At 60.0% G+C, this 26,439-nt stretch carries 26 protein-coding genes and 1 other RNA gene; 17 read left to right on the forward strand and 10 right to left on the reverse strand.

Translation table 11 applies throughout. The features are described 5' to 3' along the window. Positions 1–121 precede the first annotated feature (121 nt). Complete coding sequence (locus EDE09_RS05885) at positions 122–982, forward strand: methyl-accepting chemotaxis protein (RefSeq protein WP_105374767.1); 861 nt, start codon at positions 122–124, stop codon at positions 980–982. A 129-nt stretch (positions 983–1,111) separates the two neighbouring features. Beyond that, complete coding sequence (locus EDE09_RS05890; RefSeq protein ID WP_105374766.1) at positions 1,112–2,113, forward strand: LLM class flavin-dependent oxidoreductase; 1,002 nt, start codon at positions 1,112–1,114, stop codon at positions 2,111–2,113. A 44-nt stretch (positions 2,114–2,157) separates the two neighbouring features. On the opposite strand, the gene EDE09_RS05895 is transcribed toward EDE09_RS05890, so the two are convergent. Continuing rightward, the gene (locus EDE09_RS05895; RefSeq protein WP_105374765.1) at positions 2,158–2,904 is read right to left on the reverse strand and encodes a YebC/PmpR family DNA-binding transcriptional regulator; all 747 of its coding nucleotides are present in this window, start codon (positions 2,902–2,904) and stop codon (positions 2,158–2,160) included. Positions 2,905–3,072: 168 nt separating this feature from the next. Between EDE09_RS05895 and EDE09_RS05900 the strand changes: the two genes are divergently transcribed. Further along, positions 3,073–3,585: a pyridoxamine 5'-phosphate oxidase family protein gene (locus tag EDE09_RS05900; protein ID WP_105374764.1), complete on the forward strand. Its 513-nt coding sequence runs from the start codon at positions 3,073–3,075 to the stop codon at positions 3,583–3,585. A gap of 24 nt (positions 3,586–3,609) precedes the next feature. Here the strand turns inward: EDE09_RS05900 and EDE09_RS05905 are convergent, their stop codons facing one another. Beyond that, positions 3,610–4,458: an MBL fold metallo-hydrolase gene (locus EDE09_RS05905; protein ID WP_105374763.1), complete on the reverse strand. Its 849-nt coding sequence runs from the start codon at positions 4,456–4,458 to the stop codon at positions 3,610–3,612. 201 nt (positions 4,459–4,659) lie between these two features. Here EDE09_RS05905 and EDE09_RS05910 point away from each other — a divergent pair, with 201 nt between their 5' ends. The 3 genes from EDE09_RS05910 (at position 4,660) to EDE09_RS05920 (ending at position 6,988) form a co-directional block, all read left to right on the forward strand. Beyond that, entirely contained in the window at positions 4,660–5,391 is a 732-nt protein-coding gene (locus EDE09_RS05910) for a dienelactone hydrolase family protein (RefSeq protein ID WP_105374762.1), read from the forward strand. Positions 5,392–5,440: 49 nt separating this feature from the next. Further along, entirely contained in the window at positions 5,441–5,824 is a 384-nt protein-coding gene (locus EDE09_RS05915; protein WP_105374761.1) for a YciI family protein, read from the forward strand. Positions 5,825–6,247: 423 nt separating this feature from the next. Then, a complete protein-coding gene (locus EDE09_RS05920; RefSeq protein WP_245505074.1) occupies positions 6,248–6,988 on the forward strand; it encodes a transglutaminase-like domain-containing protein in 741 nt (246 codons plus the stop codon). A 139-nt stretch (positions 6,989–7,127) separates the two neighbouring features. Here EDE09_RS05920 and EDE09_RS05925 read toward each other — a convergent pair whose 3' ends face one another. The 6 genes from EDE09_RS05925 to EDE09_RS05950 form a co-directional block, all read right to left on the reverse strand. Further along, a complete protein-coding gene (locus EDE09_RS05925; RefSeq protein WP_105374759.1) occupies positions 7,128–7,952 on the reverse strand; it encodes a YmdB family metallophosphoesterase in 825 nt (274 codons plus the stop codon). Between the two features lie 26 nt (positions 7,953–7,978). Next, complete coding sequence (locus tag EDE09_RS05930; protein WP_105374758.1) at positions 7,979–8,554, reverse strand: 5-formyltetrahydrofolate cyclo-ligase; 576 nt, start codon at positions 8,552–8,554, stop codon at positions 7,979–7,981. Then, positions 8,554–9,840 carry a hemolysin family protein gene (locus EDE09_RS05935; protein ID WP_105374757.1) on the reverse strand — a complete coding sequence of 429 codons (1,287 nt, stop codon included), beginning with the start codon at positions 9,838–9,840 and terminating at the stop codon, positions 8,554–8,556. Before EDE09_RS05935 ends, EDE09_RS05930 begins: the two co-directional genes overlap by 1 nt. A 293-nt stretch (positions 9,841–10,133) precedes the next feature. After that, a non-coding RNA gene (gene ssrS, locus EDE09_RS05940) (6S RNA) lies at positions 10,134–10,292 on the reverse strand. Positions 10,293–10,354: 62 nt separating this feature from the next. Then, the gene (locus tag EDE09_RS05945; RefSeq protein WP_132409307.1) at positions 10,355–10,732 is read right to left on the reverse strand and encodes a cell division protein ZapA; all 378 of its coding nucleotides are present in this window, start codon (positions 10,730–10,732) and stop codon (positions 10,355–10,357) included. A 23-nt stretch (positions 10,733–10,755) separates the two neighbouring features. After that, positions 10,756–11,028 carry a DUF4164 domain-containing protein gene (locus EDE09_RS05950; RefSeq protein ID WP_112741533.1) on the reverse strand — a complete coding sequence of 91 codons (273 nt, stop codon included), beginning with the start codon at positions 11,026–11,028 and terminating at the stop codon, positions 10,756–10,758. A 321-nt stretch (positions 11,029–11,349) separates the two neighbouring features. Here EDE09_RS05950 and tkt point away from each other — a divergent pair, with 321 nt between their 5' ends. The 8 genes from tkt (at position 11,350) to EDE09_RS05990 (ending at position 22,875) form a co-directional block, all read left to right on the forward strand. Further along, complete coding sequence (gene tkt, locus EDE09_RS05955; RefSeq protein ID WP_132409309.1) at positions 11,350–13,332, forward strand: transketolase; 1,983 nt, start codon at positions 11,350–11,352, stop codon at positions 13,330–13,332. Positions 13,333–13,378: 46 nt separating this feature from the next. Further along, positions 13,379–14,389 (forward strand): type I glyceraldehyde-3-phosphate dehydrogenase, encoded by a 1,011-nt coding sequence (gene gap, locus EDE09_RS05960; RefSeq protein WP_105374753.1) that lies wholly within the window; start codon positions 13,379–13,381, stop codon positions 14,387–14,389. A 289-nt stretch (positions 14,390–14,678) separates the two neighbouring features. Beyond that, positions 14,679–16,166 (forward strand): hypothetical protein, encoded by a 1,488-nt coding sequence (locus EDE09_RS05965; protein ID WP_132409311.1) that lies wholly within the window; start codon positions 14,679–14,681, stop codon positions 16,164–16,166. 774 nt (positions 16,167–16,940) lie between these two features. Beyond that, positions 16,941–18,764 carry a potassium/proton antiporter gene (locus EDE09_RS05970; protein ID WP_105375038.1) on the forward strand — a complete coding sequence of 608 codons (1,824 nt, stop codon included), beginning with the start codon at positions 16,941–16,943 and terminating at the stop codon, positions 18,762–18,764. Positions 18,765–18,884: 120 nt separating this feature from the next. Further along, positions 18,885–20,087 (forward strand): phosphoglycerate kinase, encoded by a 1,203-nt coding sequence (locus EDE09_RS05975; protein WP_105375046.1) that lies wholly within the window; start codon positions 18,885–18,887, stop codon positions 20,085–20,087. 220 nt (positions 20,088–20,307) lie between these two features. Continuing rightward, entirely contained in the window at positions 20,308–21,204 is an 897-nt protein-coding gene (locus EDE09_RS05980) for a fructose bisphosphate aldolase (RefSeq protein WP_105375039.1), read from the forward strand. Between the two features lie 204 nt (positions 21,205–21,408). After that, positions 21,409–21,855 carry a hypothetical protein gene (locus EDE09_RS05985; protein ID WP_105375040.1) on the forward strand — a complete coding sequence of 149 codons (447 nt, stop codon included), beginning with the start codon at positions 21,409–21,411 and terminating at the stop codon, positions 21,853–21,855. A gap of 102 nt (positions 21,856–21,957) precedes the next feature. After that, complete coding sequence (locus EDE09_RS05990) at positions 21,958–22,875, forward strand: PhzF family phenazine biosynthesis protein (RefSeq protein ID WP_105375041.1); 918 nt, start codon at positions 21,958–21,960, stop codon at positions 22,873–22,875. On the opposite strand, the gene EDE09_RS05995 is transcribed toward EDE09_RS05990, so the two are convergent. Next, positions 22,876–23,088 carry a hypothetical protein gene (locus EDE09_RS05995; protein ID WP_132409313.1) on the reverse strand — a complete coding sequence of 71 codons (213 nt, stop codon included), beginning with the start codon at positions 23,086–23,088 and terminating at the stop codon, positions 22,876–22,878. Between the two features lie 145 nt (positions 23,089–23,233). Here EDE09_RS05995 and EDE09_RS06000 point away from each other — a divergent pair, with 145 nt between their 5' ends. The 3 genes from EDE09_RS06000 to EDE09_RS06010 all read left to right on the forward strand — a co-directional run bounded on the left by EDE09_RS06000 (position 23,234) and on the right by EDE09_RS06010 (position 25,669). Beyond that, positions 23,234–24,514 (forward strand): MFS transporter, encoded by a 1,281-nt coding sequence (locus EDE09_RS06000; RefSeq protein ID WP_105375043.1) that lies wholly within the window; start codon positions 23,234–23,236, stop codon positions 24,512–24,514. After that, a complete protein-coding gene (locus tag EDE09_RS06005) occupies positions 24,511–24,702 on the forward strand; it encodes a DUF1192 domain-containing protein (RefSeq protein WP_105375044.1) in 192 nt (63 codons plus the stop codon). The genes EDE09_RS06000 and EDE09_RS06005 overlap by 4 nt, the downstream gene beginning before the upstream one ends. 454 nt (positions 24,703–25,156) lie before the next feature. Continuing rightward, positions 25,157–25,669: a DUF1465 family protein gene (locus EDE09_RS06010; protein WP_105375045.1), complete on the forward strand. Its 513-nt coding sequence runs from the start codon at positions 25,157–25,159 to the stop codon at positions 25,667–25,669. A gap of 49 nt (positions 25,670–25,718) precedes the next feature. Here the strand turns inward: EDE09_RS06010 and EDE09_RS06015 are convergent, their stop codons facing one another. Further along, complete coding sequence (locus tag EDE09_RS06015) at positions 25,719–26,246, reverse strand: AAA family ATPase (protein ID WP_348631309.1); 528 nt, start codon at positions 26,244–26,246, stop codon at positions 25,719–25,721. Between the last annotated feature and the right edge of the window lie 193 nt (positions 26,247–26,439).

The raw sequence follows: 26,439 nt of genomic DNA on the forward strand, positions 1-26,439 counted from the left end.
CCTGTCGTCGTTAACCATATCGAAAAGCTTTTGGGCAGAACCGCTCCAAATTGGGCAACCGACTTTCTTTCACCGCGTTGCTTGGTCAGAAAGGGGGGCCGAAGCATAAGGAGCCGCCCGAATGATACGGGATCGAGATCGGAATGAACTGGAACTGCAGCAGATGCGCGTCGTCGTCAACGCGCTGGACGGCGGCCTGAGACGCTTTGCCGCCGGCGACCTGGGCACAACGCTGGATACTCTTTTTCCCGCTCAATGGGAGGGAATGCGCCGGGACTTCAATCGCGGTCTGAATACCTTGAACGGCACGATGGACTCGGTCGTCGGCAATGCCCGCCTTCTCCGTGAGGAATCCGATTCGCTGCGAAAAGGGGTTAAGCAGGCCGCCGAAACCGACGCGGAGCATACCCGCCAACTGTCCAGGACGCTCGCCGACGTCGGCAGCCTCACTCAGCGTCTTCGTGAACAGAAGATTCGCGCGCAACACGCAGCAGCGATCGCCCAGAACGCCCAAGTCGACATCCGCAGACCTAAGGAAGCGGTGGAAACCGCACTGAAGCTCATCGCGGAAATGGATGAAAATCAAGCCGGTCCTATGTCCGTCGAAAGCAGGGAAGCGCTGTCTTCGGCGACACAACAGATCGGCCGGGAACTGGACGCCCTTTGCCTCTACCTGGACGCCCTGACCGACCATCTCGGTACGCTGTCGGAGACGGCACAAGGCCAGGCTGATGCCGCCTCCTCCATCTACGATGACCTGAACGAGACCGCAAAATCGCGACGCAGCGTGGGCCTGAAGGCCGACATGGCGACGCTGACACTTGACCGAGTTGACCGGCAAATCGCCGAGATCGATCAGAAGGCCAGCCGTTTTGCCCGCGTCACGGTCATTGTCCAGCCGCCGCACGATCCCGATCCGCATGGTTCCGGCCCGCACGGTTCAGGTCCGCGGGGCCTTCATCTGAGGCTCGTCAAATCGTAATCCCGAGGGGCCGCTGACGCGGCCCTTTTTTCTTGCTTCCATTTTCGATCGGCGGGGTCGTATTCCCGCATCGGGCTGCCTAGATAAGTCGAGCCTATTGTCACTTATCCCGCCTCCCAGGACGTGCCGATGATTCCCTTTTCCATTCTAGATCTTTCACCGATTGGTGAAGGTTATTCCGTGCGTGACGCGCTTGAGCAGTCCCGCCGCCTGGCGATCAAAGCGGAGGAACAAGGCTACAAGCGGGTCTGGCTTGCCGAGCACCACGGCATGCCGGGCATTGCAAGTGCTGCCACCTCTCTGGTGATTTCGCATGTCGGCGCGGCGACGAAAACCATCCGTGTCGGTTCAGGCGGCATCATGCTGCCCAACCACTCGCCGCTCGTCATCGCCGAACAGTTCGGAACGCTGGAGGCCCTGCTGCCCGGCCGTGTCGACTTGGGTCTTGGTCGCGCCCCAGGTACCGATATGCGCACGGCAAGCGCCCTTCGCCGCAATCTCGACGCAGGCGCGGAAAACTTCCCGCACGACATCCTCGAACTGCAGCGGTTGCTCGGCGCGCCTGAAGATGACCAGGCGTTGCTTGCCGTTCCAGGCATGGATGCGCATGTGCCGATCTGGTTGCTGGGCTCCAGTCTTTACAGCGCGCATCTCGCCGCCGCTCTCGGCCTGCCCTATGCGTTCGCCTCGCATTTCGCGCCGGACATGCTCTTGGATGCAATTGCCATCTATCGTGAGCGCTTCCAGCCCTCGGCCCAACTCGACAAGCCCTATGTCATGGTCGGCGTCATGGGCGTCGCGGCGGAGACGGACGAGGAGGCCGAACGGCTCTTTACATCGTCACAACAGCAGTTCGTAAACCTGCGCAAGAATGTTCGCACCCGTTTCCCCAAGCCCGTCGACAGCATGGAGGGCATCTGGACGCCGATGGAGAAGATGAGCGTCGAGCATACGCTTCGTTATGCCGCAGTCGGTTCCGTGCCGACGATTACGGCGAAGCTGAAGGGTTTCCTCGAAGAGACGCAAGCCGACGAACTGATCATCTCCATGCCGATCCACGACGTCGAGGCCCGGCTCCGCTCGGTTGAACTGTTCGCGAGCCTGCCGATGATGGAAAAAGTCGGGGCCTGAACGAAAAAGGGCCGGTCAAAGCCGGCCCTGAATTCATCGGTGGATCAAGCAGACAGTTTGGCCATGACCTCGTCGGAAACCTCGAAATTCGAATAGACGCTCTGTACGTCGTCATCGTCTTCCAGGTTGTCGATCAGCTTCAGCAGCGACTGCGCCTTCTCCTCGTCCACCTCGATCGTGTTCTGCGGCCGCCAGATCACCTTGACCGTCTCGGCTTGGCCGAGTGTCGCTTCGAGTGCCTTCGACACTTCGCCGAGGCTTTCGAAAGCGCAGATGATCGTGTGGCCCTCCTCGTCAGAGGTTACGTCGTCGGCGCCTGCTTCGATCGCCGCTTCCATCACCTTGTCGGCGTCACCGACGCTCGCCTTGTAGGTGATCTCGCCCACATGGTCGAAGGAGAACGAAACCGAACCGGTTTCGCCAAGTGCACCGCCGGCCTTGGTAAAGATCGAGCGGACGTTGGAGGCGGTGCGATTGCGGTTGTCGGTCAGCGCCTCGACGATGACGGCCGTACCGCCCGGACCGTAACCCTCGTAGCGGACGGAATCGTAGTTTTCCGCGTCCGCACCGGATGCCTTCTTGATGGCGCGGTCGATATTGTCCTTCGGCATCGACTGCGCCTTGGCGTTCTGGATCGCCAGACGCAGCGCAGCATTCATCGCCGGGTCGGGCAGACCTGCCTTCGCCGCAACCGTGATTTCGCGGGCGAGCTTGGAGAACATCTTCGAGCGGATCGAGTCCTGCTTGCCCTTGCGGTGCATGATGTTTTTGAACTGTGAATGGCCAGCCATGGCACCCCTGACACTTTAGCTTGTTTGGAATGGCGCCTTATAATTTCGAAGCCTTGGCCGTTCAAGGCATTTTGCGGCGGATCAGAAGGCTTTTCGCGCTGCTGGATGCCGGAACAAAGCCAAAAGCTCGTCGTTTTGTCACCTTGGCAGACAACAAGGAGACACTCGATGGCCAGCCTTACCGAAGCCCGCGAAGCGCCGGAACGTCAGCTCTGGGACGAGATCAGCAATATCCATGCCGGCATGCTCGGCATCGAAGGTTCGCATATGCATTTCCAGCCGATGGCGCCGAATGTCGACCGCAAGACCAACACGATCTGGTTCTTCACCAAGACCGACACGCATCTGGCCCGAGCGGTCCGCGCAGGCTCCAAGGCGCATTTCTGCGTCGTCGGCAAGGATCACGACTACCACGCCTGCCTCATGGGCACCCTCGAAATCCGAAAGGACCCCGCCAAGATCGATGAATACTGGAGCGCCGTCACAGCGGCCTGGTACGAGAACGGCAAGGACGATCCGATGTTGACCATGCTCGCCCTGCGGGTCGAGGATGCGGAAATCTGGGCATCGACCGACAGTTCGCTGAAATTCGGCTGGGAGATCGCCAAGGCCAACCTCCAGGACGAGAAGATGCCCGAGGTCGGCGTCAAGCAGCACCTCGCCTTCCCGCAGTTCCACTGAGCTGCCGAATACGCCTGCAGGGGCTCAAAGCCCCTGCGGCACCATGATCGTCGGCTTCTTCGGCAGACTGCGCATCGAGACCTTGAGGGTTTTTTCTCTCGCATAGGCGATATCGAACCGACCGTCGAACATGGCGAGGAAATTGTCGAGCGGCGGCCCCCAGCGATGCATCGGCAGGATCAGCGACGAGCGCAGCCGCTGCACGACACGGCTCATGCTGTCCGCCCCCATGGTCAAGCCGCCATCGACCGGCACCATCAGGATATCCAGTCTGCCGATCTCGGTATATTGGGCCTCGGTCAGTTCGAAATGCAGATGGCCGAGATGACCGATGCAAAGACCGGCGATTTCGAAGATGAAGATCGAATTGGCGTTTTCCTCGACGCCGCCTCCCCAGGAGCGGATGTCGGAAACGACATTGCGGATATAGGCATCTCCCACCATCAGCCGATGCTCGGCCTTCTCACCCGGAACGTCGCTCCAGCCATGCAGGACATGCGGGATCTGCGGGTCCGGCTGGAGGGAATAATGAGTGGAATGGGCCTTGTTCATTGTTACCACGTCCGGCAGCCGCGTCGGCTGGTAGACGCCGCTGTAGTCCGTGGCGATGCCTATGCCTTCAGGCGTTTCGATGAAATAGGTGGAATGGCCGACGAAGGTGATCTCAACCTCCTCCCTTTCCGAAAGGGCAAGGTTCTTCTGTACTTGGGCGAGTTGCATGTTAGTGGGCTTGAAACTCGCAAACATGACGCCGGGAAGCTTTTGAGCTATCGCCTGGCACTGGCTGACGGGCAGTCCGCCGTCCTGCGCCGGCGCGGCGAAGGCCCAAAGGAAAAAACCGGCTAGGCCGAATGCGAGAGCCCGTAGCATCATGCCACTCCCAAGGACTGCGTTCCTGTTCATTCCCGCGCGAAAGATGCGGCAATGCTGAAGGCCGGTCCAGACCGAAGTATCCCGCAACGTCTCACAATTCTGTCATTGGTGCGGCACCTGGAATTGACTATTGACAAGCCGAACCACGCCGGATGTAGCTCGCCCGGCGCTTGAACCATCACGTCTTGAGTGGAGCCTCTGATGAAGCATGACATTGAGATCAGGACTGCCGATGGCGTTGCCAAGGCCACGGTCATCAGGGCCCACGGCAGCAGCCGGACGGACAAGGGCATCATCATCTACATGGACGCCTTCGGTCCGCGCCAGGCCCTTTACGATATGGGCCAGAGGATCGCCGATGCGGGCTACATCGTGCTCGTACCCGATCTCTATTATCGATCGGGCCCCTACGAACCGTTCGACGCAAAGACTGCGTTCAGCGAGGAGGGGTCCAAAACGAAGATCCGCTCCATGATGCAGGCGACCAGCCAGGAACTCACCGCCCGTGACGGCGCGGCCTTCATCGAGGCGCTCGAAGCAGAAGGCGTCACAGGCCCGATCGGCGTCGTCGGCTATTGCATGGGCGGCGCCCGCGCTCTGACCGCCGCGGCCCTATATCCCGACCGCATCAAGGCGGCAGCCAGCTTCCATGGCGGCAATCTTGCCAGCGACGCGGAAGACAGTCCGCACCGGCTGGCCGAGAAGATCAAGGCACGCGTCTATGTAGGCATGGCGGGTGTCGACAACAGCTTCCCGCCCGAACAGTCCGCCCGCCTTGCCGAGGCGCTACGCATCGGCGGCGTTGACTACGCGATCGAAAACTATGCGGGGATGGCGCATGGCTGGACCGTCCCCGACCACAATGTTTATGACAGAGCCGGCTCCGAACGGCATTTCAGGCGCCTGCTGACGCTGCTTGAGGAAGCGCTATAAATCTCAAACAGATTGCCGGACCGACGGGACACGAGGGAGGAAGAATTCCATGTATTATGCCATTCTCGCCTATCACGAAGAAGGCGTGGTCTCATCCTGGAGCAAGGAGGAGGACGACGCGCTGATGACGGAGCTGCTGCGGATCAACGATCGCCTCGTTCGCGAGAAGCATCTCGGACCCGCCGCAAGACTCGGCCCCACGCAGGGCGCCGTGACTTTAAGAGGGCCGGGCGACGGCCTGGTCATCGACGGTCCTTTCGCCGAAACCAAGGAGCAGTTGCTTGGCCTTTATGTCGTTGACTTCCCCACGCTGGACGACGCCGTCGCCGCCGCCCGCGAACTGCGACGCGCCAATCCGACAGCCGTATATGAAATACGCCCGATTATGCTCTATCTTCCAGGTGCGCCGCTGGAGACCGGGGACGAAAGTTAAGGGCGCTTTCCGAAGTCACGAAAGGAAAAGAGGCGGCGGCTCGGACCGCCCCTCACAGAAATATGGAATTCAAGCGGATGTCGATACCGAGTCCGCTTGCGGCGCGGCTGTCTCAGGTGGGGCATCTTCCGAATTATCTTCGTGACACATTCCGCTCACTGTCACGGGATATCCATCCTAGCGACGCCGCAGAACCCAATCGCGAAACAGTCGCTTTAGGCGGGATTTGCGACCAGCGCCTGATTGACAATTTTTGAAAATTTGCCCTCCTTGTCGTGTCTCAATCCTCAACTGGAAAGGGACGACAATGCGCAAAACCTTCTATGCTTCCCATAGCATCTATTCCGAACCCGGGCCCTATCGCGAAACGTTGATGCGCGGTGGTAGTGAACCGGATTTAATGCCCGTTGGATTGGCTCATTCATGCAGCATCCTCGCGGGGCCGAATCCGAAGAACGAGGCTTCACACCTGAACAGGCCGCCGATCTGGAGCTTCGTTCCGTGGCAGAGATTCTGTCTGTTGCTGTAGAACGCGACGTCCTCGAAAGCGATTCCCGGCTCAAGGTTGGCGGTGTATGTCGGGATTTTGCTCTTCTGGCTGTCAGCAGATTTCGTGAGTGCGGCACTCCAGCTCGCCTCCGTGTCGGGTTCGCGGATTATCTGGTTCAAGACCATTGGGAGGATCATTGGCTTTGCGAGTGGCATGACGGCGAGCGTTGGAAAAGGCTTGATGTGGAGTTTGCAGCTATAGGAGGAGTTTCTTTCGATCCTCTGGATGTGCCACGCGAGCGGTTTCTGACGGCAAGCGAGGCATGGTTTCGGGTCAAAGACGAGCCGGAGATCGCCTCGCGATTTGGCGTGTCGAGCCTCGGCCTTGGCGGAGGATGGTTCGTCGTGGGAAGCCTGCTTCGAGAAATCGCAGCCCTGCGTAAACTGGAACTGAAACCGTGGGATTACTGGGGTCTATCAAAGGACCTCTCCCCCGTTTCAACCGAATTGTCGCATCAGGCAAGGACGATGCTAGATCATCTCGCTTCACGGCTCGAGACCGCCACTGTTGATGGGGAGGACGAGCCGGAAGCCATCGCGGATTGGCCTTTACCAGAGCAGGTTGTCAGCTTCCCACACGGCCAGCCTATGGCCGTCAGGTTGCGCAACTCCTAACTTCTCCGACAAAAACGGGGTGGCTGATCCTTTCGGAAAATCCTGTCGCGAAAGTCAAAGTTTCGCGACAGAGATTTTGAAAGCATTCCCACATTCAGGTCGGGGGCTGGGCCTTAGACCATCCCTCAATTACAGCCCTTTAATTCCAGAAAGACGGAACCGTCTCGGCCAGCCGCGGGCCGATCCGCAAGGGCGCGATCCTTTCGGCAAGACCGGTGGAATCGGAGATGTCGATGCCGAGGCCGCAGATCGTGGCCGGCCCGGTTGCCGCCTCGAACCGGCCTTTCGGCATCTTCGAGATGAAGCGGTTGAGCGGTTCCTCCTTGTCCATGCCAAGCGAGGAGTCGTAGTCCCCGCACATGCCGGCATCCGACATGTAGCCCGTGCCGCCGTTCAGGATCTGGCAGTCGGCCGTCGGGACATGCGTATGCGTACCCACGACAAGGCTGGCGCGGCCATCGACGAAATGGCCGAAACACTGTTTTTCGCTGGTCGCTTCCGCATGGAAATCGAAGACGATCGCGTCCGCCTGTTCCTTGAGGGGACAGGCGGCAAGAATAGCTTCGGCACTTTTGAACGGATCGTCGAGTTCCGGATGCATGAACACCCGACCCATGATGTTGGCGACGAGCACCCGAGCGCCGTTCCGGCCGTAATAAAGGCCGGAACCCCTGCCCGGCGTGCCGGCCGGATAGTTGGCGGGCCTGAGGAATTGGTCGTGACGGCCCGCAAAACCGACCGCGTCCTTCTGGTCCCAGACATGGTTGCCGGTCGTCACCACATCAGCGCCGGCATTGATCGTCTCGAGGAAGATATCTTCGGTGATGCCGAAGCCGCCGGCGGCATTCTCGCCGTTGACGATGACGAAGTCGAGCTTCAGGTCGGAGACGAGGCCGGGTAGCTTTTCCCAGACCGCCGTACGTCCGGTCTTGCCCACCATGTCACCGAGAAACAAAAGGCGCATTCTTGTCCAATCTCTGTCTGGCCTGCCTATCCGAAAGGCCGGTAGCCGCTCTCCGTCAGGATCGCGTGAAGTCTGATATCGTGAGTTTCAGCGGGAACAGATGCCACTTCCTGGCAGTCGAAGGCAACGCCGATCAGCGTCGGGTCCAGGCCTTTTTGCTGCAGCCGGTGAATGGCCCGATCGTAATAACCGCCGCCGTAGCCGATCCGGTGACCAACCACATCGAAGGCCGAGAGCGGCACCAGCATCATGTCGGGATCGAGTTCTTCCGCCTCCGGGCCCGGCCCGAAGGTTCCGAAAGTTCCAGCGACCAGCTCCGCGCCCTTGACGAGTTCGCGGAACACGATCGTCTGTTTGTCGAGGATGACCGGCACGCAAAGCCTGGCTCCCTTGTCCCTCAAAAGCGCCATGAGGGGCCGCAGGTCAACCTCGGATCGGATCGGCAGGAAACCCGATACGATGGCGCCAGGCTCCGGAGAGATGGCTGCCGCTCCGTGGGAGGCGATCGAAAGGCTTTTTTCGATGCGTTCCTCCGGCGGTACGGCATCCCGGGCCGCCAGCCGTTCGCTGCGCAGCAGCGCTTTCACTCGGCCGCTCGACATCACGCCTTTTCCAGCGCCCGGCTGACGAGCAGCTTGTCGATGCGACGGCCGTCGAGGTCTATCACCTCGAATGTCCAGCCATGGGTGGTGAAGCTCTCGCCCAGTTCCGGCAGGTGCTTCAGTTCATCGAGCACGAAACCGGCAACGGTCTCGTAACCGGGATCGTCTCCGATGGGCAGGCCCATCTGGTCGGCGAACTCGTCGACCGGCATCCAACCGGCAATAAGGAACGAGCCATCGTCGCGCGCAACGATCGCCGGCTCCTCCTTCTCGTCCTCCTGGAAGACACCCGTTATCGCCTCCAGGATGTCGCCGGAGGTGATGATACCTTCGAAATGGCCATACTCATCATAAACGAGCACCATATGCGCGGGCGCCCGCCGCAACGCCTGGATGACGTCCAGCGCTCCCGTGAGGTCGGAGACAACAGGAGCGTCCCGCATGATCGCCTTTACGTCGAACTGTTTGTCTCCAGCCATGAAGGCATAAAGGTCCTTGACGAAGAGGACGCCGAGAATCTCGTCGGAACTGCCGTTGCGCACGGGCAGACGTGAACGGGGGGTGGCGCGCAGCTGTGCGCGGATCTCGTTGAGGTCATCCTCGATATCGATCACCTCGACCTCGCGGCGCGGGGTCATGAGGCCGCGGGCGGTGCGGTCCGCAAGCCGCATCACGCCGGAGATCATGGCGGATTCCTCCGTCTCGATCACGCCGGCGCTCTGGGCTTCCGCAAGCACTGTGCGGATTTCCTCGTCGGTGACGCGGTCGCTGGATTCGCCCCTCTGGCCGAGCAGGCTCAGCAACAGGCGGCCGGATACATCGAGAAACCAGACGAGCGGCGCGCCGACTTTCGAAAGCAGCATCATGGCCGGCGCGACGCGTGCGGCAACGGTTTCCGGTGCACGTAAGGCGATCTGCTTCGGCACCAGTTCGCCGACGATCAGCGAGAGATAGGTGATGGCGACGACCACCGTGCCAACCCCGAGCCAGCCGGCAAGATTTTCGGTCAATCCTTGGCTTTGCAGCCAGATGGTGAAGCGCGCGCCAAGCGTGGCGCCGGAAAACGCACCCGACAGCACGCCGACAAGGGTAATGCCGATCTGGACCGTGGAGAGGAAGCGGCCAGGGTCTTCGGCGAGCTCGATCGCCTTCGCCGCTCCGCGATTGCCCGCCTCGGCCATCACCCTGAGGCGCACCGGGCGGGAGGAAACGACGGCGAGTTCCGACATTGCCAGGACACCGTTCAGAACGGTGAGTGCAATGACGATGAGGATTTCGGTTAACAAAGGGAGCTCATCAGCTAGGACACTATTCCTGCACGCAAAACAAAGAAGCCGTCTCGAGAACGGCCTCGCCAGAAGATGGCGCCGGAACGCCGCATCGGCAAAGTCTCGCGCACAGATCGGAAAACCGGAGCCCGGTTCTCGGAGCTATGCACCTTCGCTCGCACCGGGAAATCATAGGGTCCGGTTCGACCCTTTGCAATGGCTGGAACAAAATCAGCGGGATCGGCACCGCCGGAACGCTCAAACAGAGGCTCGGTATCGCGCCTGAAAAACCGAAAACAGCTTGGGAAAGAGTGCGATCCGCGGCAACCGATGGAGATTTACGATCCTGGGCGCCTACAAACGTAGGTGGGCACCGTGTGACCAAGCCCACGGGCCTGGTCAGGGACAGCTCCCTTTGGATCGAGTATGGCCCCAGGGATTGTGGTTCCTGTCGAGAGGCGCAGATCGCAGCCGCAATATAAGGCCTGACTTCACTCCGCGCCAGTGGCGTCCCGGAGCTTTTTATCGAATCTCAATTGACCGAGGCGGGCGCCCGTCCGTTCAGCTTGGCGGTAAGACTTTCCAGCCGCGTGGCGAGTTCGCCGAGCGCCGAGACGACGACCTGTTCGTTTTGGCGCTGATTTTCCAGAACGCCGTCGCTGTTCGTCTTGAGCGACGCGACCTCCGCTTCGAGGGCGGCGATGCGACGGTTCGTCTCGGACAATTCGTCCATGATCATGATTCCGGCCATGACCGTGATCCTGAGATCGCCGATTTCGCCGAACTGGCTCTTCAGATGCCCGACATAGCGGTCGAAACGCTCGGCGAGATCGGTCAGGTGGTCTTCCTGTCCTTCTTCGCAGGCCATGCGATAGGCCTTGCCGTCGATCGTTACCGTTACCTGGGCCATGGGCTTCCCTTTGTTCTCTGGCGTCAGCGATCCAGAACGGCGCGAATGGTTTCCATCGCCGTCACCAGGCGCCGGGAGACCTCGCGATTGACCTCTTCAAGGCGGTTGGCACGGAATTGCGACTGGTCGAGCTCCTGGGCAAGGCGCGCACGATCCGCATGGACACGGCGGACCTCGCCTTCGACGTCCTGGGCTTCCCGCTGGCGCTCGATGCGGGCATCGACGGCGCTCTCCAGGCCGCCGATGGCAGCCCTGAGTTCCGAAATCACCATTTCGATCGTTTTTTCCCCCGGCATGAAACGCCTTCCGTCGATACGCAAGGTGGACCGAATCGAAACAGTTCACCTCTCCAACAAGCTCCGCAGACTATTCACCGTCCGCGAGGCGGTCAATCAATCCAAGCGCCCCGAACATGTCCTAACTGTGGATCGCCGATGATGTCCCCGCTTTAAAGATGCCGTTGCACAATGCGGAGGCAGTATGCGGGAAACTTGCCCATTCCGCCTTGGTTCAAGCCCCGCTTTTGTTGACTTGCGCGTTGCACCTGCTAAGGATCACCCGCTCTCAGACGGTCCATACCGGGACCGTGATCGACACCCGTAAAAAGCGGATAAGCCATGATCTCTCGCGACAAACATAACCGGATGGCGAATGCGATCCGATTCCTTGCCATGGATGCTGTGGAGAAGGCCAATTCCGGCCATCCCGGCCTGCCGATGGGCGCTGCCGACATCGCGACCGTGCTCTTTACCCGCTACCTCAAATTCGATCCGAAGAACCCGCTGTGGCCGGATCGCGACCGTTTCGTCCTCTCCGCCGGCCATGGCTCCATGCTGCTCTACGCGCTCCTCTACCTGACGGGCTACGAGGACATGACGATCGAGGACATCAAGCAGTTCCGCCAGCTCGGTTCCAAAACAGCCGGCCATCCGGAATACGGCCATGCCTCCGGCATCGAAACCACCACCGGCCCGCTCGGCCAGGGCATCGCCAATGCCGTCGGCATGGCGATCGCCGAAAAGAAGCTCGAGCTGGAATTCGGCTCCGACCTGCAGAGCCACTTCACCTACGCGCTCTGCGGCGACGGCTGCTTGATGGAAGGCATCAGCCAGGAAGCGATTGCGCTCGCCGGCCACCTGAAGCTCAACAAGCTCGTTCTCTTCTGGGACAATAACAACATCACCATCGACGGCCCGGTCAGCCTGTCGGACTCCACCGACCAGATCATGCGCTTCAAGGCGGCCCACTGGAACACGATCGAGATCGACGGCCACGACACCGACCAGATCGCAGCCGCGATCGAAGCCGCGCAGAAGTCCGACCGCCCGACCTTCATCGCCGCCAAGACCATCATCGGCTTCGGCGCCCCGAACAAGGCCGGCACCCACAAGGTTCACGGCTCGCCGCTCGGCGCCAAAGAAATCGCCGCCACCCGCAAGGCGCTCAACTGGGAAGCGGAAGCCTTCGTCGTCCCGGCAGACGTGCTCGATGCCTGGCGTCTTGCGGGCCTGCGCTCCACCAAGACCCGCAAGGAATGGGAAGACCGTCTTGCCCAGACTCCGTCGGAAAAGAAGGCCGAGTTCGTGCGCCGCTTCGCCGGCGATCTGCCGGGCAGTTTCGACAGCGCCATCGACGCCTTCAAGAAGAAGATCGCCGAAAACAACCCGACGGTCGCGACCCGCAAGGCCTCCGAAGACGCGCTCGAAGTCATCAACGGCCTTGTTCCGGAAACGCTCGGCGGCTCCGCCGACCTGACGCCGTCGAACAACACCAAGACGAGCCAGATGAAGGCGATCACGCCCGCCGACTTCTCCGGCCGCTACATGCACTGGGGCATCCGCGAACATGCGACCGCCGCGGCGATGAACGGCATTGCGCTTCACGGCGGCCTCATCCCCTATTCCGGCGGCTTCCTGATCTTTTCCGATTATTGCCGCCCCTCCGTTCGCCTTGCGGCCCTGATGGGCATCCGCGTCGTGCATGTCTGGACGCATGACTCGATCGGCGTCGGCGAAGACGGCCCGACCCACCAGCCGGTCGAACATCTTGCAGCACTGCGCGCCATCCCGAACCTGCTCGTCTTCCGCCCGGCCGACGAGACCGAAACCGCCGAGTGCTGGCAGCTGGCGCTCAAGGAAAAGCATCGCCCGTCGGGCCTGGCGCTGACCCGCCAGAACCTGGCGCCGGCCCGCAAGACCTACGAAGAGAAGAACCTCTGCGCCAATGGCGCTTACGAGCTCGTTTCGTCGGCCGATGCCAGGGTGACGATCTTCGCGTCCGGTTCGGAAGTGGAAATCGCCCTCAAGGCGCAGGCCATCCTGGACGGCAAGGGCATCTCCACCCGTGTCGTTTCGGTTCCCTGCGTCGAGCTCTTCATGGACCAGTCGGAAGACTATCAGCAGGCGATCATCGGCAATTCGCCCGTCAAGATCGCGGTCGAAGCGGCGGTGCGCGAAGGTTGGGATCATTTCATCGGCCCGAAGGGCACCTTTATCGGCATGAAGTCCTTCGGCGCTTCCGGTCCGGCCAAGGACCTCTACAAGCACTTCGGCATCACCGCCGAAGCGGTCGTCGCTGCGGCCGAGAAAGAGCTCGCCTGAGCCAAACCATTCATTCGAAGACAAGCCAAAAGCGGGAGTATGTAAAATGACTGTCAAGGTTGCCATCAACGGGTTCGGCCGCATCGGCCGCAACGTTCTGCGCGCCATCGTGGAATCGGGCCGCACCGACATCGAAGTCGTGGCCATCAACGATCTCGGCCCGGTTGAGACCAACGCCCACCTGCTGCGTTACGATTCGATCCACAACAAGTTCCCGGCCGAGGTGAAGGTCGAAGGCGACACGATCATCGTCGGCGGCGGCAAGCCGATCAAGGTCACCGCCGTCAAGGATCCGGCCACCCTCCCCCACAAGGAACTCGGCGTCGACATCGCTCTCGAATGCACGGGCATCTTCACCGCCCGCGACAAGGCCGCCGCCCACCTGACGGCCGGCGCCAAGCGCGTCATCGTCTCGGCGCCTGCCGACGGCGCCGACCTGACCGTCGTCTACGGTGTCAACCACGACCAGCTGACCAAGGATCACCTGGTCATCTCCAACGCGTCCTGCACGACCAACTGCCTGGTTCCGGTCGTCAAGGTCCTCGACGACGCCGTCGGCATCGATCATGGCTTCATGACCACGATCCATTCCTATACAGGCGACCAGCCGACGCTCGACACGATGCACAAGGATCTCTACCGCGCCCGCGCAGCCGCGCTGTCGATGATCCCGACCTCGACGGGTGCCGCCAAGGCCGTCGGACTCGTCCTGCCGCATCTGAAGGGCAAGCTCGACGGCACCTCGATCCGCGTTCCGACCCCGAACGTCTCCGTCGTCGACTTCAAGTTCGTCGCCAAGAAGACGACCTCGGCCGCCGAAATCAACGAAGCGATCAAGGCCGCTTCGAACGGCAAGCTCAAGGGCATCCTCGGCTACACCGACGAACCGCTCGTCAGCCGCGACTTCAACCACGATAGCCACTCCTCGATCTTCGCGATCGACCAGACCAAGGTGCTCGAAGGCAATTTCGTCCGCATCCTCTCCTGGTACGACAACGAATGGGGCTTCTCCAACCGCATGTCGGATACGGCCGTGGCATTCGCCAAGCTGATCTAAGGATTAGAGTGGCCGCCTTCGGGCGGCACCGGCAGGATATCGCCCCCTCCCCGCAAGGGAGGGGGTTTTTGTTTGTGGGTGGCGGAGAGGGCGATGGCCGCGATAAAATGCGTCGGGAACTGTGCGCAGCAGACGTGAAGCACCCATAGCGCCACAAGAGGACGTTGCCGTTTTCGGCATCACCAATTTTAATATGGCCTGAAATACATTCGAGTGAACGCTGTGTTTGACCTTGCCGCAAGCACTGGCGAGGGTGACAATTTCAAACTGGTTGAAAACTGGGTATAATATGCAGACCTTTGACGAAATCGCGAAAGACTTCTCGGGCACGCTTTTACACGGTCATCATCGTGACCCAAACGCTACCGGAACCCTCACGGTTTCGGGTAAAGATACTTTGGTACGGATAACCTCGCATCAGCCTGCGCGGTCATACAGTAACAGTCAGGGCTTTTTTTCTTTTTCGACCACAGCAGAAAACGGAAGAAAGATCTTTTTGCATAACTGCATAAATATGGGATTTCAGAAATCACAAATACATTCCGAAAAAATCACGGAAACTATATTTCCTAACATTGTCTGCGTTGACGCCGAGGCTTTATCGAAACAGAATAAAGTAAATCCGATCGTATTCAGCATTGATAAATTTGGGGATTTCTTCCGCTACGACTTTATAGAATCTCATTCTCTTTATAAAGCTCCAAAAAATATCCTCAACAAGCTTATGCAGATCAGATCGGCTGCCGATAAGATCAATCAATACCAAGATTACGTGCGGACGCATGACTTTTTTAGTCCTGATATGGTCTACATATCTCACGGTCCCAAAAAGATAATCAGCTTTACCGTAGATGACGCTCGCTATGAGATAGTGAGTGCAGGATCGTCAGGATTCGGTGGCAATAGCTTGCATCTTCAGACTCGATTTTATGCGCGTATATATTGGAGCAAACTCGTAAATTTGGACGATGCGTTGGATGCTGCGTGGTCTTGGAAGCGATTCTTTTCCCAGATCGCTAGCGAGGAGTTAGAACCTTCTAAAGTTGGGGTACGAGCCAATGGCACCTCAAGGCGTACCGTATCAGCAAGCTTGTACCTCCCCAACTTGATCGGCGTTTCACATAGGCCAAACCCATGGAATTTTGGACCAGCAAACGTTCCTTTCCGTGAATGGAATGAGCGTAGCAAATTATCAGATTTGATGCAGTCTTGGCTGCTAGGCGAGCCTGACAGGCGCCGTTTCCGGGTTTTGCTCAATGGCGTCATTTCCACGATGCATACGCGATATAATCTGAGCGACATTGTTGATTTATGCGCAGCGGTTGAGAGTATTTCAAAGGGGGGAATAAGCGCCTATTCGGAAGAAGCAATCGAAAAAGTCACACTCGCTGCGTTTAAAGAAGCGGAACTACTCGGGCTAAACGTCTCTGTCGAACGTATTACGGGCCTTATTAAGCAATTGAACCAGAGGTCTCTGCCTACTCGATTGAAGGAGATATTCTCCACCATATCACCACTCATATCCAGCAACGAACAGCGTGTTCTTGTTCGAAACATTCTAGAATTACGGACAATCGCTGCCCATGGCCATGTCGTGACTGAAATGACCATTCCAAAACTCTCTCCGACAGTGATCGCTTTAGCTTCAGCGCTTATTGTCTTTGATCAGGTTGCTAGCGGCCTAAATGTCAATGACGAACGGCTGATAGCAAAAACTGATTTGAAAATGAGCATCGGCGCGATAATGCGACTTCACGCAGAGAGAAAGCTTGCTTAGCCGTGAAATCTAACGTGTGGCGTCAGATGGATAACTACCTATTCAGGGCTTCGACGCGTGTAGCGAAGGCTTCAAAGCCCCGCCCCGCACCTCTCCCTCAGATTTTTTCACCCTCCCATTTCCCCACCCCTCCAACCCATGCCTACAATCCTCCCGCTCCCACCACCGGAGTGTTTCGCGAGACGTTCGCGGGCAGGCGGGGCCGGCGCTTTCATCAAAACCGTAACGTGCGGGGACGGTGGAAGAGGTGAAAGCCATGGGCAAGGGGCAACCCGAACCCTATCAAGCCTCCCCCTGGCCGCCGGGCCAGGTTCGGTTGAGCCGTGCAAGTGGTGAGGTTTCCCGAAAGGAAATCGCGAACAAAGCCACGCAGCGAGGCGAGGTGATCACCTGTAGAGGCCGGAAGCCTCGACAAGACGCCGAAGGCCACGCGAATGCGGAGCCACATTACTAAACTCACCTGAGGTTCCGCATTCGTGTGGGCTCTCCGATCCTCCAGCGTCCCCAAAAGTAGCACCCGTTTTTGGGACAAGACGCCGGGCAGAAAAGTAAAAAGCCATCGGCACCAAGGCACGAATCCGTCTTTTTTCCGCCCTGCCCTTCTCTTGCCGGAATTGTTCCCGCCTAATCAATGTGTTCTATCGATTCGCCTGGCGTCGAGCCGGGATCTGTCTCATTCTTCAGAAGCCGCTTCGCGGCGGGGCACAGTTCCGGTTCCGGGGCTGCGGGCGGGGAACGTGTGACGGGCAAGGGGTAAAGGAAGGGACCGTATAGGTGGAGGCGTTCTACATCATCCTGCTGGTCGGCACGGTCCTGGTGCTGGTGGCCGCCCTTTCGAGTCTCCTCGCCTTCCGGTTCGGCGCGCCATTGCTGCTTGTCTTCCTGGCGATCGGGCTCGCCGCCGGTGTCGATGGGCTCGGCATCCAGTTCGAGAACTACTCCTTCACCTTCATGCTGGGATCGCTTGCTCTGGCGATCGTGCTCTTCGATTCCGGCTTCATGACGCCCGTTCATTCGTTCCGCATCGCCGCGGCGCCGGCCTTGACGCTCGCCTCGGCAGGCGTCGTGCTGACATCCGGGATCGTCTCGATCGGCGCGGTCCTGCTTCTCGGCTTCACATGGCTCGAAGGCCTGCTGCTCGGCGCGATCGTCGCCTCCACGGATGCGGCCGCCGTCTTTTTCCTGCTGCGCATCGGCGGCATCAACATCCGCGACAAGGTGCGTTCGACGCTGGAGGTGGAGTCCGGCACCAACGATCCGATGGCGATCTTCCTGACGGTGGCGCTGGCGGAACTCGTCGCGACCGGCCAGGGCTTTTCCGGGCTGAACGCGCATTTTCTGCTGCTGTTCATCGAAGAAATGGGCCTTGGTGTGCTCTTCGGCCTGCTCGGCGGCATGATGATCGTCTGGGTGCTGAACCGCTTCACCTCCGACCGCGGCCTGGCGCCGATCTTCGTGCTGACGCTGGCGCTGCTGGTCTTTTCCTTCACCGGCGCCATGGGCGGCAGCGGCTTCCTGGCGGTTTATGTCGCCGGCATCTATTCCGGCAACCGGAAGATGTTTGCCAAGGCGCAGATCGTCCGCTTCAACGAGGGGCTGACCTGGCTCGCGCAGATCATCATGTTCCTGGTGCTCGGCCTGCTCGCCACGCCATCGCAATTCCCGGTCATCCTGCTGCCGGCGGTCGGCCTTGCCTTTTTCCTGATCTTCGTCGCCCGGCCGATCGCGGTGTGGCTCAGCCTGCTTCCCTACGACTTCACCCAGCAGGAAACCGGCTTCGTCGCCTGGGTCGGCCTGCGCGGCGCAGTCTCCATTCTGCTCGCCATCATGCCGATCCTGAGCGGCGTCGAGAACGGCTCGATCTTCTTCAATACCACATTCATCATCGTGCTGGTGTCTCTCCTGGTTCAGGGCTGGACGATCAAGCCCGTCGCCCAGAAGCTCGGCCTCATCATTCCGCCGCGTATCGGCGCCGTCGACAAGATCGAGCTCGACCTGCCGGGTACCGCCCATCACGAACTGATCTCCTACCGCGTCATGAAGGACAGCCCGATCCTGGGCGGCGAGCGCATCCCGCGCTGGGCCATGCCCTCGCTCGTCATCCGCGACGGCCGCAGCATGCGTTACCAATATGCCGGCCGGTTGAAGGAGAACGACCAGGTCTATCTCTTCATCTCGCCGGCCTATTCGAAACTGCTCGACCGCATCTTTGCAAGCCAGGTGCCGGTCGACGAGGACGACGCGGAATTCTTCGGCGCCTTCGCGATCTCACCGACCCGTCCGGCCAGGGAGCTCGATGCGGCCTATGGCCCGGGCCTGCTCTCCGCCAATGAGCAGAACATGACCGTCGGCGACCTTATCACTTCGCGACTCGGCGGCCGGGCGGATTACGCCGACCGCATCCGTTTCGGTTCGATCATCCTGATCGTCCGCGATCTCGATGAACACGAGCATGTCAAAAGCATCGGAATTTCGCTGGAGCCGGTCGAGCCCGCCACAAACCTGCCGATCTTCATCAACATGCGCGAGATCGCCCACCGGATTCGCGATCTGCTGCGCAAATACCGCGGCAGACCGGTGCCGGAGAAAAAGGGCTAGACGCCCCATGGCGGCGACCGCCGGTTAACGGGGAATGCACGTCCGGCCGATCAACCGCTTGCGTCACCGGTCAACCATAGTATGGTCCGCTGCGACTTTCCCAAGCAGATGGATCAGCTCATGCCGGCCTTTAAAACTCTCGACGACCTTTCCGATATCGCAGGCAAGCGCGTGCTCGTGCGCGTCGACCTCAACGTGCCCGTCGCCGATGGCAAGGTGACCGATGCGACCCGGATCGAACGCGTCGCACCGACAATCCTGGAACTTTCCGGCAAGGGCGCCAAAGTCATCCTGCTCGCCCATTTCGGCCGTCCTAAGGGTGAGCCGGTCGCCGAGATGTCGCTGTCGCTGATCGTCTCGGCCGTCAATGCCGTGCTCGGCAAGAAGATCCTCTTTGCCGCCGATTGCATCGGCCCGGAGGCCGAACAGGCCGTCGCCAGGATGGCGAACGGCGACATTCTGCTTCTCGAAAACACCCGCTTCCACAAGGGCGAGGAAAAGAACGACCCCGGCTTCACCGAAGCGCTCGCCAAAAACGGCGACATCTTCGTCAACGACGCCTTCTCCGCCGCCCACCGCGCACATGCATCCACCGAAGGCCTGGCCCATCACCTCCCCGCCTATGCCGGCCGCACCATGCAGGAAGAGCTTGAGGCGCTGGAAAAGGGCCTCGGCAATCCGGCCCGTCCCGTGGTGGCGATCGTCGGCGGCGCAAAAGTCTCCACCAAGATCGATCTCCTCCAGAACCTGGTCACGAAAGTCGATGCGCTGGTCATCGGCGGCGGCATGGCCAACACCTTTGTCGCCGCCAAGGGCATCAGTGTCGGCAAGTCTCTCTGCGAACATGACCTTGCAGAAACCGCACGGGAAATCATGAAGGCGGCCGAAGCGGCCAATTGCGCGATCGTGCTTCCCGTCGACGGCGTCGTCGCCCGCGAGTTCAAGGCCGGTGCTGCCAACGAAGTGGTGGACATCGAAGCAATCCCGGCTGACGCCATGATGCTCGATGTCGGGCCGAAGTCGGTGACGGCTGTGAACGACTGGATTTCCAAAGCCGCGACGCTCGTCTGGAACGGACCGCTCGGCGCCTTCGAGATCGAACCCTTCGATAAGGCGACGGTCTCCGCCGCGCAGCATGCCGCCGCCGAAACCAGGGCCGGCAGGCTCACCTCGGTCGCCGGTGGCGGCGATACGGTAGCGGCCCTCAATCATGCCGGTGTGGCTGACGACTTCTCCTATGTCTCGACGGCCGGCGGCGCGTTCCTGGAATGGATGGAAGGCAAGGAACTGCCGGGGGTTTCCGTCCTTTCCAAGACGGCCTGATTGGAGCATTATGAAAGCAAGAGGCGCGCCGATATAGGGCGGCGCGCTTCGATGTTAACCCGTTTAAAGAAATTTAGATATTTTAAACGATTGAAAGCATTTCAATCGTTTCAGTACGTTAGGCGAGCATTTCCCTTTAAAAAAACTTCTGTTATCCGCAAATTCCAAGCTTTGGGAGATATGAGCGCGTTTCGCGCCAACTTTAGGGACAGGAGTTAGTATGGTGGACGCCAAGATGTTGAACAAGATGAGTTCTGCGCCTGGATTCATTGCGGCGCTGGACCAAAGCGGTGGTTCAACACCCGGAGCGTTGCGCCTTTATGGTGTGTCCGAATCCGACTACCAGGGTGACGAAGAGATGTTCCGCCTGATGCACGCCATGCGCGTCCGCATCATGAGCGCGCCGGCCTTTACGGGCGACAAGGTCATCGGTGCAATCCTTTTCGAACGGACCATGGACGGCGACGTCGATGGTCAGCCTGTCCCGTCCTATCTCTGGGAAAAGCGCGGCGTCGTACCCTTCCTGAAGGTCGACAAGGGCCTGAATGCCGAAGAAAACGGGGTTCAGACCATGAAGCCGATGCCCGATCTGGACGCTCTCTTGATCCGCGGCCGCGAAAAGGGAATTTTCGGAACCAAGATGCGCTCGGTGATCGCTCATGCCGACAAGGCCGGCATCGCGGCCGTCGTGCGGCAGCAGTTCGAGGTTGCGCGTCGGATCATCGGCCAAGGCCTTGTCCCGATCGTCGAGCCTGAAGTGTCGATCAAAAGCCCGACCAAGGAACAGGCCGAAGCCATTTTGCGCGACGAGATCGCCGAGCAGCTGGACAAGCTTCCCGCAGGCGAAACCGTCATGCTCAAGCTGACGATCCCGACGGTTGCCGACTTTTACGCTCCTCTGATCGCTCACAAGTCGGTCATCCGCGTCGTTGCCCTTTCCGGCGGCTACAGCACAGCGGAAGCCTGTGAAAAGCTCAGCCATAACCATGGCATGATCGCGAGTTTCTCGCGCGGACTGACGGAAAAGCTGCGCGTCACGATGAGCGACGCGGAGTTTAACGCCAGCCTCGCGGAAACGATCGATCAGATCTACGCCGCAAGCATCGACAAGTCCTGACGCCATCTGAACAATGGGTTGGGGAGCACGTCGCTGATCTCAGCCGGAAGAAAGATCTCGAAAAGGCAGCATAAACATGCGCTTTTTCAAGGGAGGAAAAGGCCGCTCCGGCAACGGAGCGGCCTTTTGTCTGCGCTCTGATCTGCAAAGCTTGATGAACCGAACCGCAGCCACCACGTTTTCTTGCGGTCAGGAGGTCAAGCCATGACGGAACTGGAAGTAAAGGTACGTGAGCTTTTCAACGACTACGGCCGTGTCAGTAATGAGGCTCTGGCGGATCCGACCTCGGTGGACGTCGGCAGGGTGGCTGCTTTCTTCGCCCCTTATTTCGTTGGTTCAGCCCCGCAGGGTGTGATGGGCGGAGCCAATGACGAGAGGTTCCGCGAGGTTATTCCGCAAGGGTTTGCGCACTACCGCGAGGTGGGCGGCAAGGAGATGCTGCTGACCGGTCTGCGCGTCACGCCGCTCAATGATCTGCATGCCCTGGCGGAGGTGGGCTGGGAATTCGTCTACGTCAACAGGGCGGGCGAGAACGGTCGCATCTGCTTCACCAACTTCTACTTCGTCACCGTCGCGGATGGTGATGCCAGGATTTTCGCCTACGTCACCGGCGACGAAGAGAAGGCAATGAAGGAGCATGGCCTCGCCTAGAGACCGCATTGCCTTTCGTGATGCAAGGATCAAAAAGATTGGCTGGTTCGGACCATCCGGAAGGATTTAGATCGGCGGATCCCTGCTGCAGATGAGGGCGCTATGCCGACCGCCGAATTTGTTACCGTCGATGTCTTCACCGAAGAACGCTTTGCGGGCAATCCGCTTGCCGTGGTTCCCGACGCGCGCGGGTTGACCGACCGGCAGATGCAGCAGATCGCCACCGAGTTCGGTTATGCCGAAAGCACCTTCGTGCTGCCGCCCGAAAATTCTCAAAACAGCGCCCGTGTCCGCATCTTCACACCGACGATGGAAATCCCGTTCGCAGGTCATCCCAATGTCGGCACCGCCTTCGTCCTCGGTCGCCAAAAAGACGTCTTTGGAAAACCCGTCACCGATACGCTTCGTTTCGAAGAGATCGCCGGGCTGGTCGAGGTCAACCTTCTCCGGGAGGCCGGTGCCGTGACCGGGGCCACGATCCGTGCCCCGCAACCACTGGAGCTCGCCGAAGAGATCGCTCCGGAACTGATCGCCGGCTGCGCCTCGATTGATGCCGCCAAGATCCGCACGTCGAACCACGCGCCGATTGTCGCTTCGGTCGGCCTGCCCTTCGCTATAGCCGAACTCGAAGATCTCGCGACGCTTGCCGCCGCCCGCCCGAACGTTTCGGTATTTCATGAAGCCGCCGCCAGACATCCCAGATCGACGGGCGATTTCTCGCTCTTCCTCTATGTCCGCAGCGTGGACGACCCGTGGCATATCCGCGCCCGCATGTTTGCGCCGCTCGACGACATCATGGAAGATCCGGCGACCGGCAGCGCCTCCGCCGCCCTTTCCGCCTTTCTTGTCACCCGCGCCCCCGGTTCCGAGGCAGAGACGCACATCACGATAGAACAAGGCGTTGAAATGGGCCGCCGCAGCCTGATCGAAATCGATGTGGTGAAGGCCGCCGGCACCGTGACCGACGTGCGCGTCACCGGCCGATGTGTATCCGTCATGCGCGGCTTGGTCGACTGCTGATCAGGTAAAGTCTCTCAGTAAAAGCGCCGCACTCCAGATCGCGAAGGCGAAGACCGCGAGCTTCCAGAAATCACCCCGGCGCCTCAGACCGGGCAATCCGAGCGGCTTGATGATCTGGATCAACATGGCAAGCATCAGCAGGATGGCGATCGCCTTTGTCATTCCCGCCTTCGTTTCCGCCGCCGCCATAGGCTGGACATTTTTGCGCTCCACCACAGATATCCATCAACAGATTCGGGGGCATCCGCAAATCCGCTTCCGCCTTCGTTAACGCCCGGTTCATCGGCGCGCAACCATGCTTGCACGCCCCCCGATTCCATTATCGATCGCATTCGCGAAAAGAGCAGACAGTACCACGATGAGACGAAATCTCCTCCCAGTCTTCGCCCTCCTTTTTGGTACGCTTTTCCTCTTTCTCGGCAACGGTCTCCAGGGCCTTTTGCTGCCCGTGCGGGGTTCGGCGGAGGGGTATTCAAACGAGGTGCTGGGCCTGCTCGGCACCACCTGGGCTTCCGGCTTCGTCATCGGCTGTTTCGTCGCCCCGAATGTCGTGCGCCGCATCGGCCATGTACGAGCCTTTTCAGGTTTCCTTTCGCTGATCTGCCTGAACGTGCTGCTGACCGGACTTCTCGTCGACCAGAACACCTGGTTGGTCCTGCGCGCCTTCACCGGTTTCTCGACCGCCGGCACCTCGATGATCATCGAAAGCTGGCTGAACGAACGCGCCACCACCGAAAGCCGCGGCACGATCTTTTCCTTCTACATCTCCATCACGCTCTTCGGCGTGGTGGGAGGACAACTGATGGTGCCGTTCGGCGACGTGTCGACGCCGGCGCTCTTCATGGTCTGCGGTATCCTCTACTGCGTTGCAGCCCTGCCGACGACGCTCTCCAAGGCCGCCTCCCCGCAGCCGCTGAAAAGGGCGCGGCTGGATCTTCCGGGCCTCTTCCGGACGTCGCCGATCGCCTGTGTCGGCATCCTCCTGATCGGCATCGCGAACGGCGCCTACGGCACGCTGGGGGCCGTCTTCGGCACCCGGGCAGGCCTGGACAACGGGGCGGTCGCCGCCATGGTCAGCATCACCATTTTTGCCGGTGCGATCATGCAGTTTCCCGCGGGCCGTCTGTCCGACAACATGGACCGCCGATATGTGCTGGCAGGTCTTTCGGCAGCGGCAGCGCTTGCCGGCTTGGCAATTGCCGTCATCCGTCCGACCGACGTTTACGGCATCGTCGTGCTGGTGGCGATCTATGGTGCAGCGGCCAACGCGCTTTATCCGATCGCCGTCGCCCATGCGAACGACTTCGCCGCGCCGGAGGATTTCGTGAAGGTCTCGGGTGGGCTGCTGCTGCTCTTCGGCATCGGCACGATCATCGGCCCGACGCTTGGCGGGCCGGTCATGAGCTGGGCCGGTCCACATGCCCTCTTTGCGGTGACGGCCGGAGCGCATATTCTGGTGACCGCCTATGCGATCGTCCGCAGCCGCCAGCGCGCCGCTGTGCCGAGCGGCGACCGCGAGGCCTATACGACCGCGCCCACCTCGACGGCGCCGCTTGCCACGCCGGAAAGCCTGTCGCTTGACCCACGTGCCCAGGCGGAGACCGGCGCTGACAGCACCCTCAAGAAGGAGGCACCATGAGCTTTCTCGATGACGATCGCCAGAAGAAGCCGACGGCGCATGAGATCGGCGCCGACCTTTCGATGCTCTCCGTCGACGAACTCGACTCACGCATCGGCCTCCTGAGACAGGAGATCACTCGCCTGGAGGCCGAGAAAGAAAGAAAGGCAGCCGGACGCCGTGCGGCAGATGGTCTCTTCCGGTCATAAAGCCAAATATATTGCAAAGATCGGAAGTATTTCTCGCCTGGCATTAACGGCATATTAATCATTAACAAAGAATATGGAGACAGTTCGGGCCTCCCGGACTCAGACAGTTTCACCGTTCGGCGAATGGTCTGATTTCTCCCTGTTTTACCTTGAGAGCCGCCTTTCCGCGGCTCTTCTTTTTCCTGCAGATCCTCCGTCGCCGCTCTGCATCGCGAGTGACTGCATAAAAAAGCCGTAGCCCTACTCTCCGAAATGCTGTATTCGCCGCCCGAAATACGTCCCATTTCAGGAACCGTGCCGGCGTTTACCACTTCCTGTGGGTATTAACCTTTCCTTAAGAAACGGCTTGCGGATTTCCATTATAAGTACCATCTTCAAGCAGACAGAACGGCAGGGGAACTTTTATCCGCCGTTGCCATTGCCTGAATGTGATTGCGTTAGCAGGATGAATTCGATGTCCGAACAGGGATTGAACACCGTCAGTTTCGCCGGCCGCGCCGCAACGTCGTCGCAGTTCAAGGCGCTCTACACGGAAGGCATGGCGCTTGTCGAGGAGACCGCAAGCTATCTCGACGGTACCGGCCGGGCCGCGTCCAAGGTTCTGCCGCGCATGGCATCCGTTCTCTACGCCGCGGAATCCATGCGGCTCACCACCCGCCTGATGCAGATGGCCTCCTGGCTGCTCCTGCAGCGCGCCGTCAACAATGGTGAAATGAGCCGCGACCAGGTGATGTCGGAAAAGAGCAAGGTGCGCCTGGACGGCTTCAACGTCGACCGCAACGCTCCCGGCTGGCTCGAACTGCCGGAAGGCTTCCGCGATCTGGTGGAACGTTCGCTGCGGCTGCAGAACCGCATCGCGCTTCTCGACCGCGAGATCTATCGCGCGTCCGACGCCGCAGTCCTCCCGGACAACGAAAACAGCGTCCGCGCCCAGCTCAATCTGCTGCGCACCGCTTTCGGCAACTGAACGAGTTTTGCAAGTACCACAGCCGGTGCGGTCGCCTGCGCCGGCTTTTTTATGCCTTGAGAAAACTTTCCGCATATCCCAGGATCTGCTCCCGGCTGTGCAGTCGGACTTTGGGGCCGGCAAAGCCTTCGTAGAGCTTCAGATGGCCGTCGAATGCGTTCCAGTTATTCTTTCTGGCCCGGTATTCCGAAACCCATTTGACCAGCTCCTCGAATGATTGCTGGCTTTCGCCACCCTGGATGCCGCGGTGCAGGATATTCGCCACGCATTCCTCTTCGCTCACATCGAGCCAGATTAGAGTCGTTGTCCTCGGCAAGGCTATATTGACGTACAAACCGTATACGCCCTCCATCAGCCAGGCTTCACCCGCCGCAATCATTCGGATATCCTCATGCACGGCCGCCCTGTCGCGGGCAATCCCGTAGCGGCCCGGCTCCCAATGAACGTCGTCCAGGTGAAACAGCGGCAGGCCAAGCGGCCTTGCCAGCCGCTGCGCCAGCCACGTCTTGCCGGATCCGCCATTGCCCATGATCACGATCCGACGGGACACAGTCGGAATATCGGATTGCTCTTTCACCGGGGTCTCCCGACCGTAACATCACAATCGGGATAGGGGGGAGCCTATTGGCTCCGCCCCTCCCACACCACCCGGCATGCGGGTCCGCACCGGGCGGTTGGAGCAGTTGAGGTCGTCAGGCCCGTAGTTCTCCCGGCCTGGCGCCTGGGTTTGCTTATTCTGGTTCGGCGGATTTGATTTCTCGCTGCCGTGG

The sequence above is a fragment of the Neorhizobium sp. S3-V5DH genome, from assembly GCF_004343065.1.
Taxonomy (GTDB): Bacteria; Pseudomonadota; Alphaproteobacteria; order Rhizobiales; family Rhizobiaceae; genus Neorhizobium; species Neorhizobium huautlense.

Coding starts and splice junctions, on each gene's coding strand:
- EDE09_RS05965 (WP_132409311.1), top strand. CDS start 14,679: ATGCAGACCTTTGACGAAATCGCGAAAGACTTCTCGGGCACGCTTTTA.
- EDE09_RS05900 (WP_105374764.1), top strand. CDS start 3,073: ATGGCCAGCCTTACCGAAGCCCGCGAAGCGCCGGAACGTCAGCTCTGG.
- EDE09_RS05950 (WP_112741533.1), bottom strand. CDS start 11,028: ATGCCGGGGGAAAAAACGATCGAAATGGTGATTTCGGAACTCAGGGCT.
- EDE09_RS05930 (WP_105374758.1), bottom strand. CDS start 8,554: ATGTCGAGCGGCCGAGTGAAAGCGCTGCTGCGCAGCGAACGGCTGGCG.
- EDE09_RS05905 (WP_105374763.1), bottom strand. CDS start 4,458: ATGATGCTACGGGCTCTCGCATTCGGCCTAGCCGGTTTTTTCCTTTGG.
- EDE09_RS05885 (WP_105374767.1), top strand. CDS start 122: ATGATACGGGATCGAGATCGGAATGAACTGGAACTGCAGCAGATGCGC.
- gap (WP_105374753.1), top strand. CDS start 13,379: ATGACTGTCAAGGTTGCCATCAACGGGTTCGGCCGCATCGGCCGCAAC.
- EDE09_RS05945 (WP_132409307.1), bottom strand. CDS start 10,732: ATGGCCCAGGTAACGGTAACGATCGACGGCAAGGCCTATCGCATGGCC.
- EDE09_RS06010 (WP_105375045.1), top strand. CDS start 25,157: ATGTCCGAACAGGGATTGAACACCGTCAGTTTCGCCGGCCGCGCCGCA.
- EDE09_RS05985 (WP_105375040.1), top strand. CDS start 21,409: ATGACGGAACTGGAAGTAAAGGTACGTGAGCTTTTCAACGACTACGGC.
- EDE09_RS05975 (WP_105375046.1), top strand. CDS start 18,885: ATGCCGGCCTTTAAAACTCTCGACGACCTTTCCGATATCGCAGGCAAG.
- tkt (WP_132409309.1), top strand. CDS start 11,350: ATGATCTCTCGCGACAAACATAACCGGATGGCGAATGCGATCCGATTC.
- EDE09_RS05890 (WP_105374766.1), top strand. CDS start 1,112: ATGATTCCCTTTTCCATTCTAGATCTTTCACCGATTGGTGAAGGTTAT.
- EDE09_RS06000 (WP_105375043.1), top strand. CDS start 23,234: ATGAGACGAAATCTCCTCCCAGTCTTCGCCCTCCTTTTTGGTACGCTT.
- EDE09_RS05925 (WP_105374759.1), bottom strand. CDS start 7,952: ATGCGCCTTTTGTTTCTCGGTGACATGGTGGGCAAGACCGGACGTACG.
- EDE09_RS05980 (WP_105375039.1), top strand. CDS start 20,308: ATGGTGGACGCCAAGATGTTGAACAAGATGAGTTCTGCGCCTGGATTC.
- EDE09_RS05920 (WP_245505074.1), top strand. CDS start 6,248: ATGCAGCATCCTCGCGGGGCCGAATCCGAAGAACGAGGCTTCACACCT.
- EDE09_RS06005 (WP_105375044.1), top strand. CDS start 24,511: ATGAGCTTTCTCGATGACGATCGCCAGAAGAAGCCGACGGCGCATGAG.
- EDE09_RS05895 (WP_105374765.1), bottom strand. CDS start 2,904: ATGGCTGGCCATTCACAGTTCAAAAACATCATGCACCGCAAGGGCAAG.
- EDE09_RS05990 (WP_105375041.1), top strand. CDS start 21,958: ATGCCGACCGCCGAATTTGTTACCGTCGATGTCTTCACCGAAGAACGC.
- EDE09_RS05910 (WP_105374762.1), top strand. CDS start 4,660: ATGAAGCATGACATTGAGATCAGGACTGCCGATGGCGTTGCCAAGGCC.
- EDE09_RS05915 (WP_105374761.1), top strand. CDS start 5,441: ATGTATTATGCCATTCTCGCCTATCACGAAGAAGGCGTGGTCTCATCC.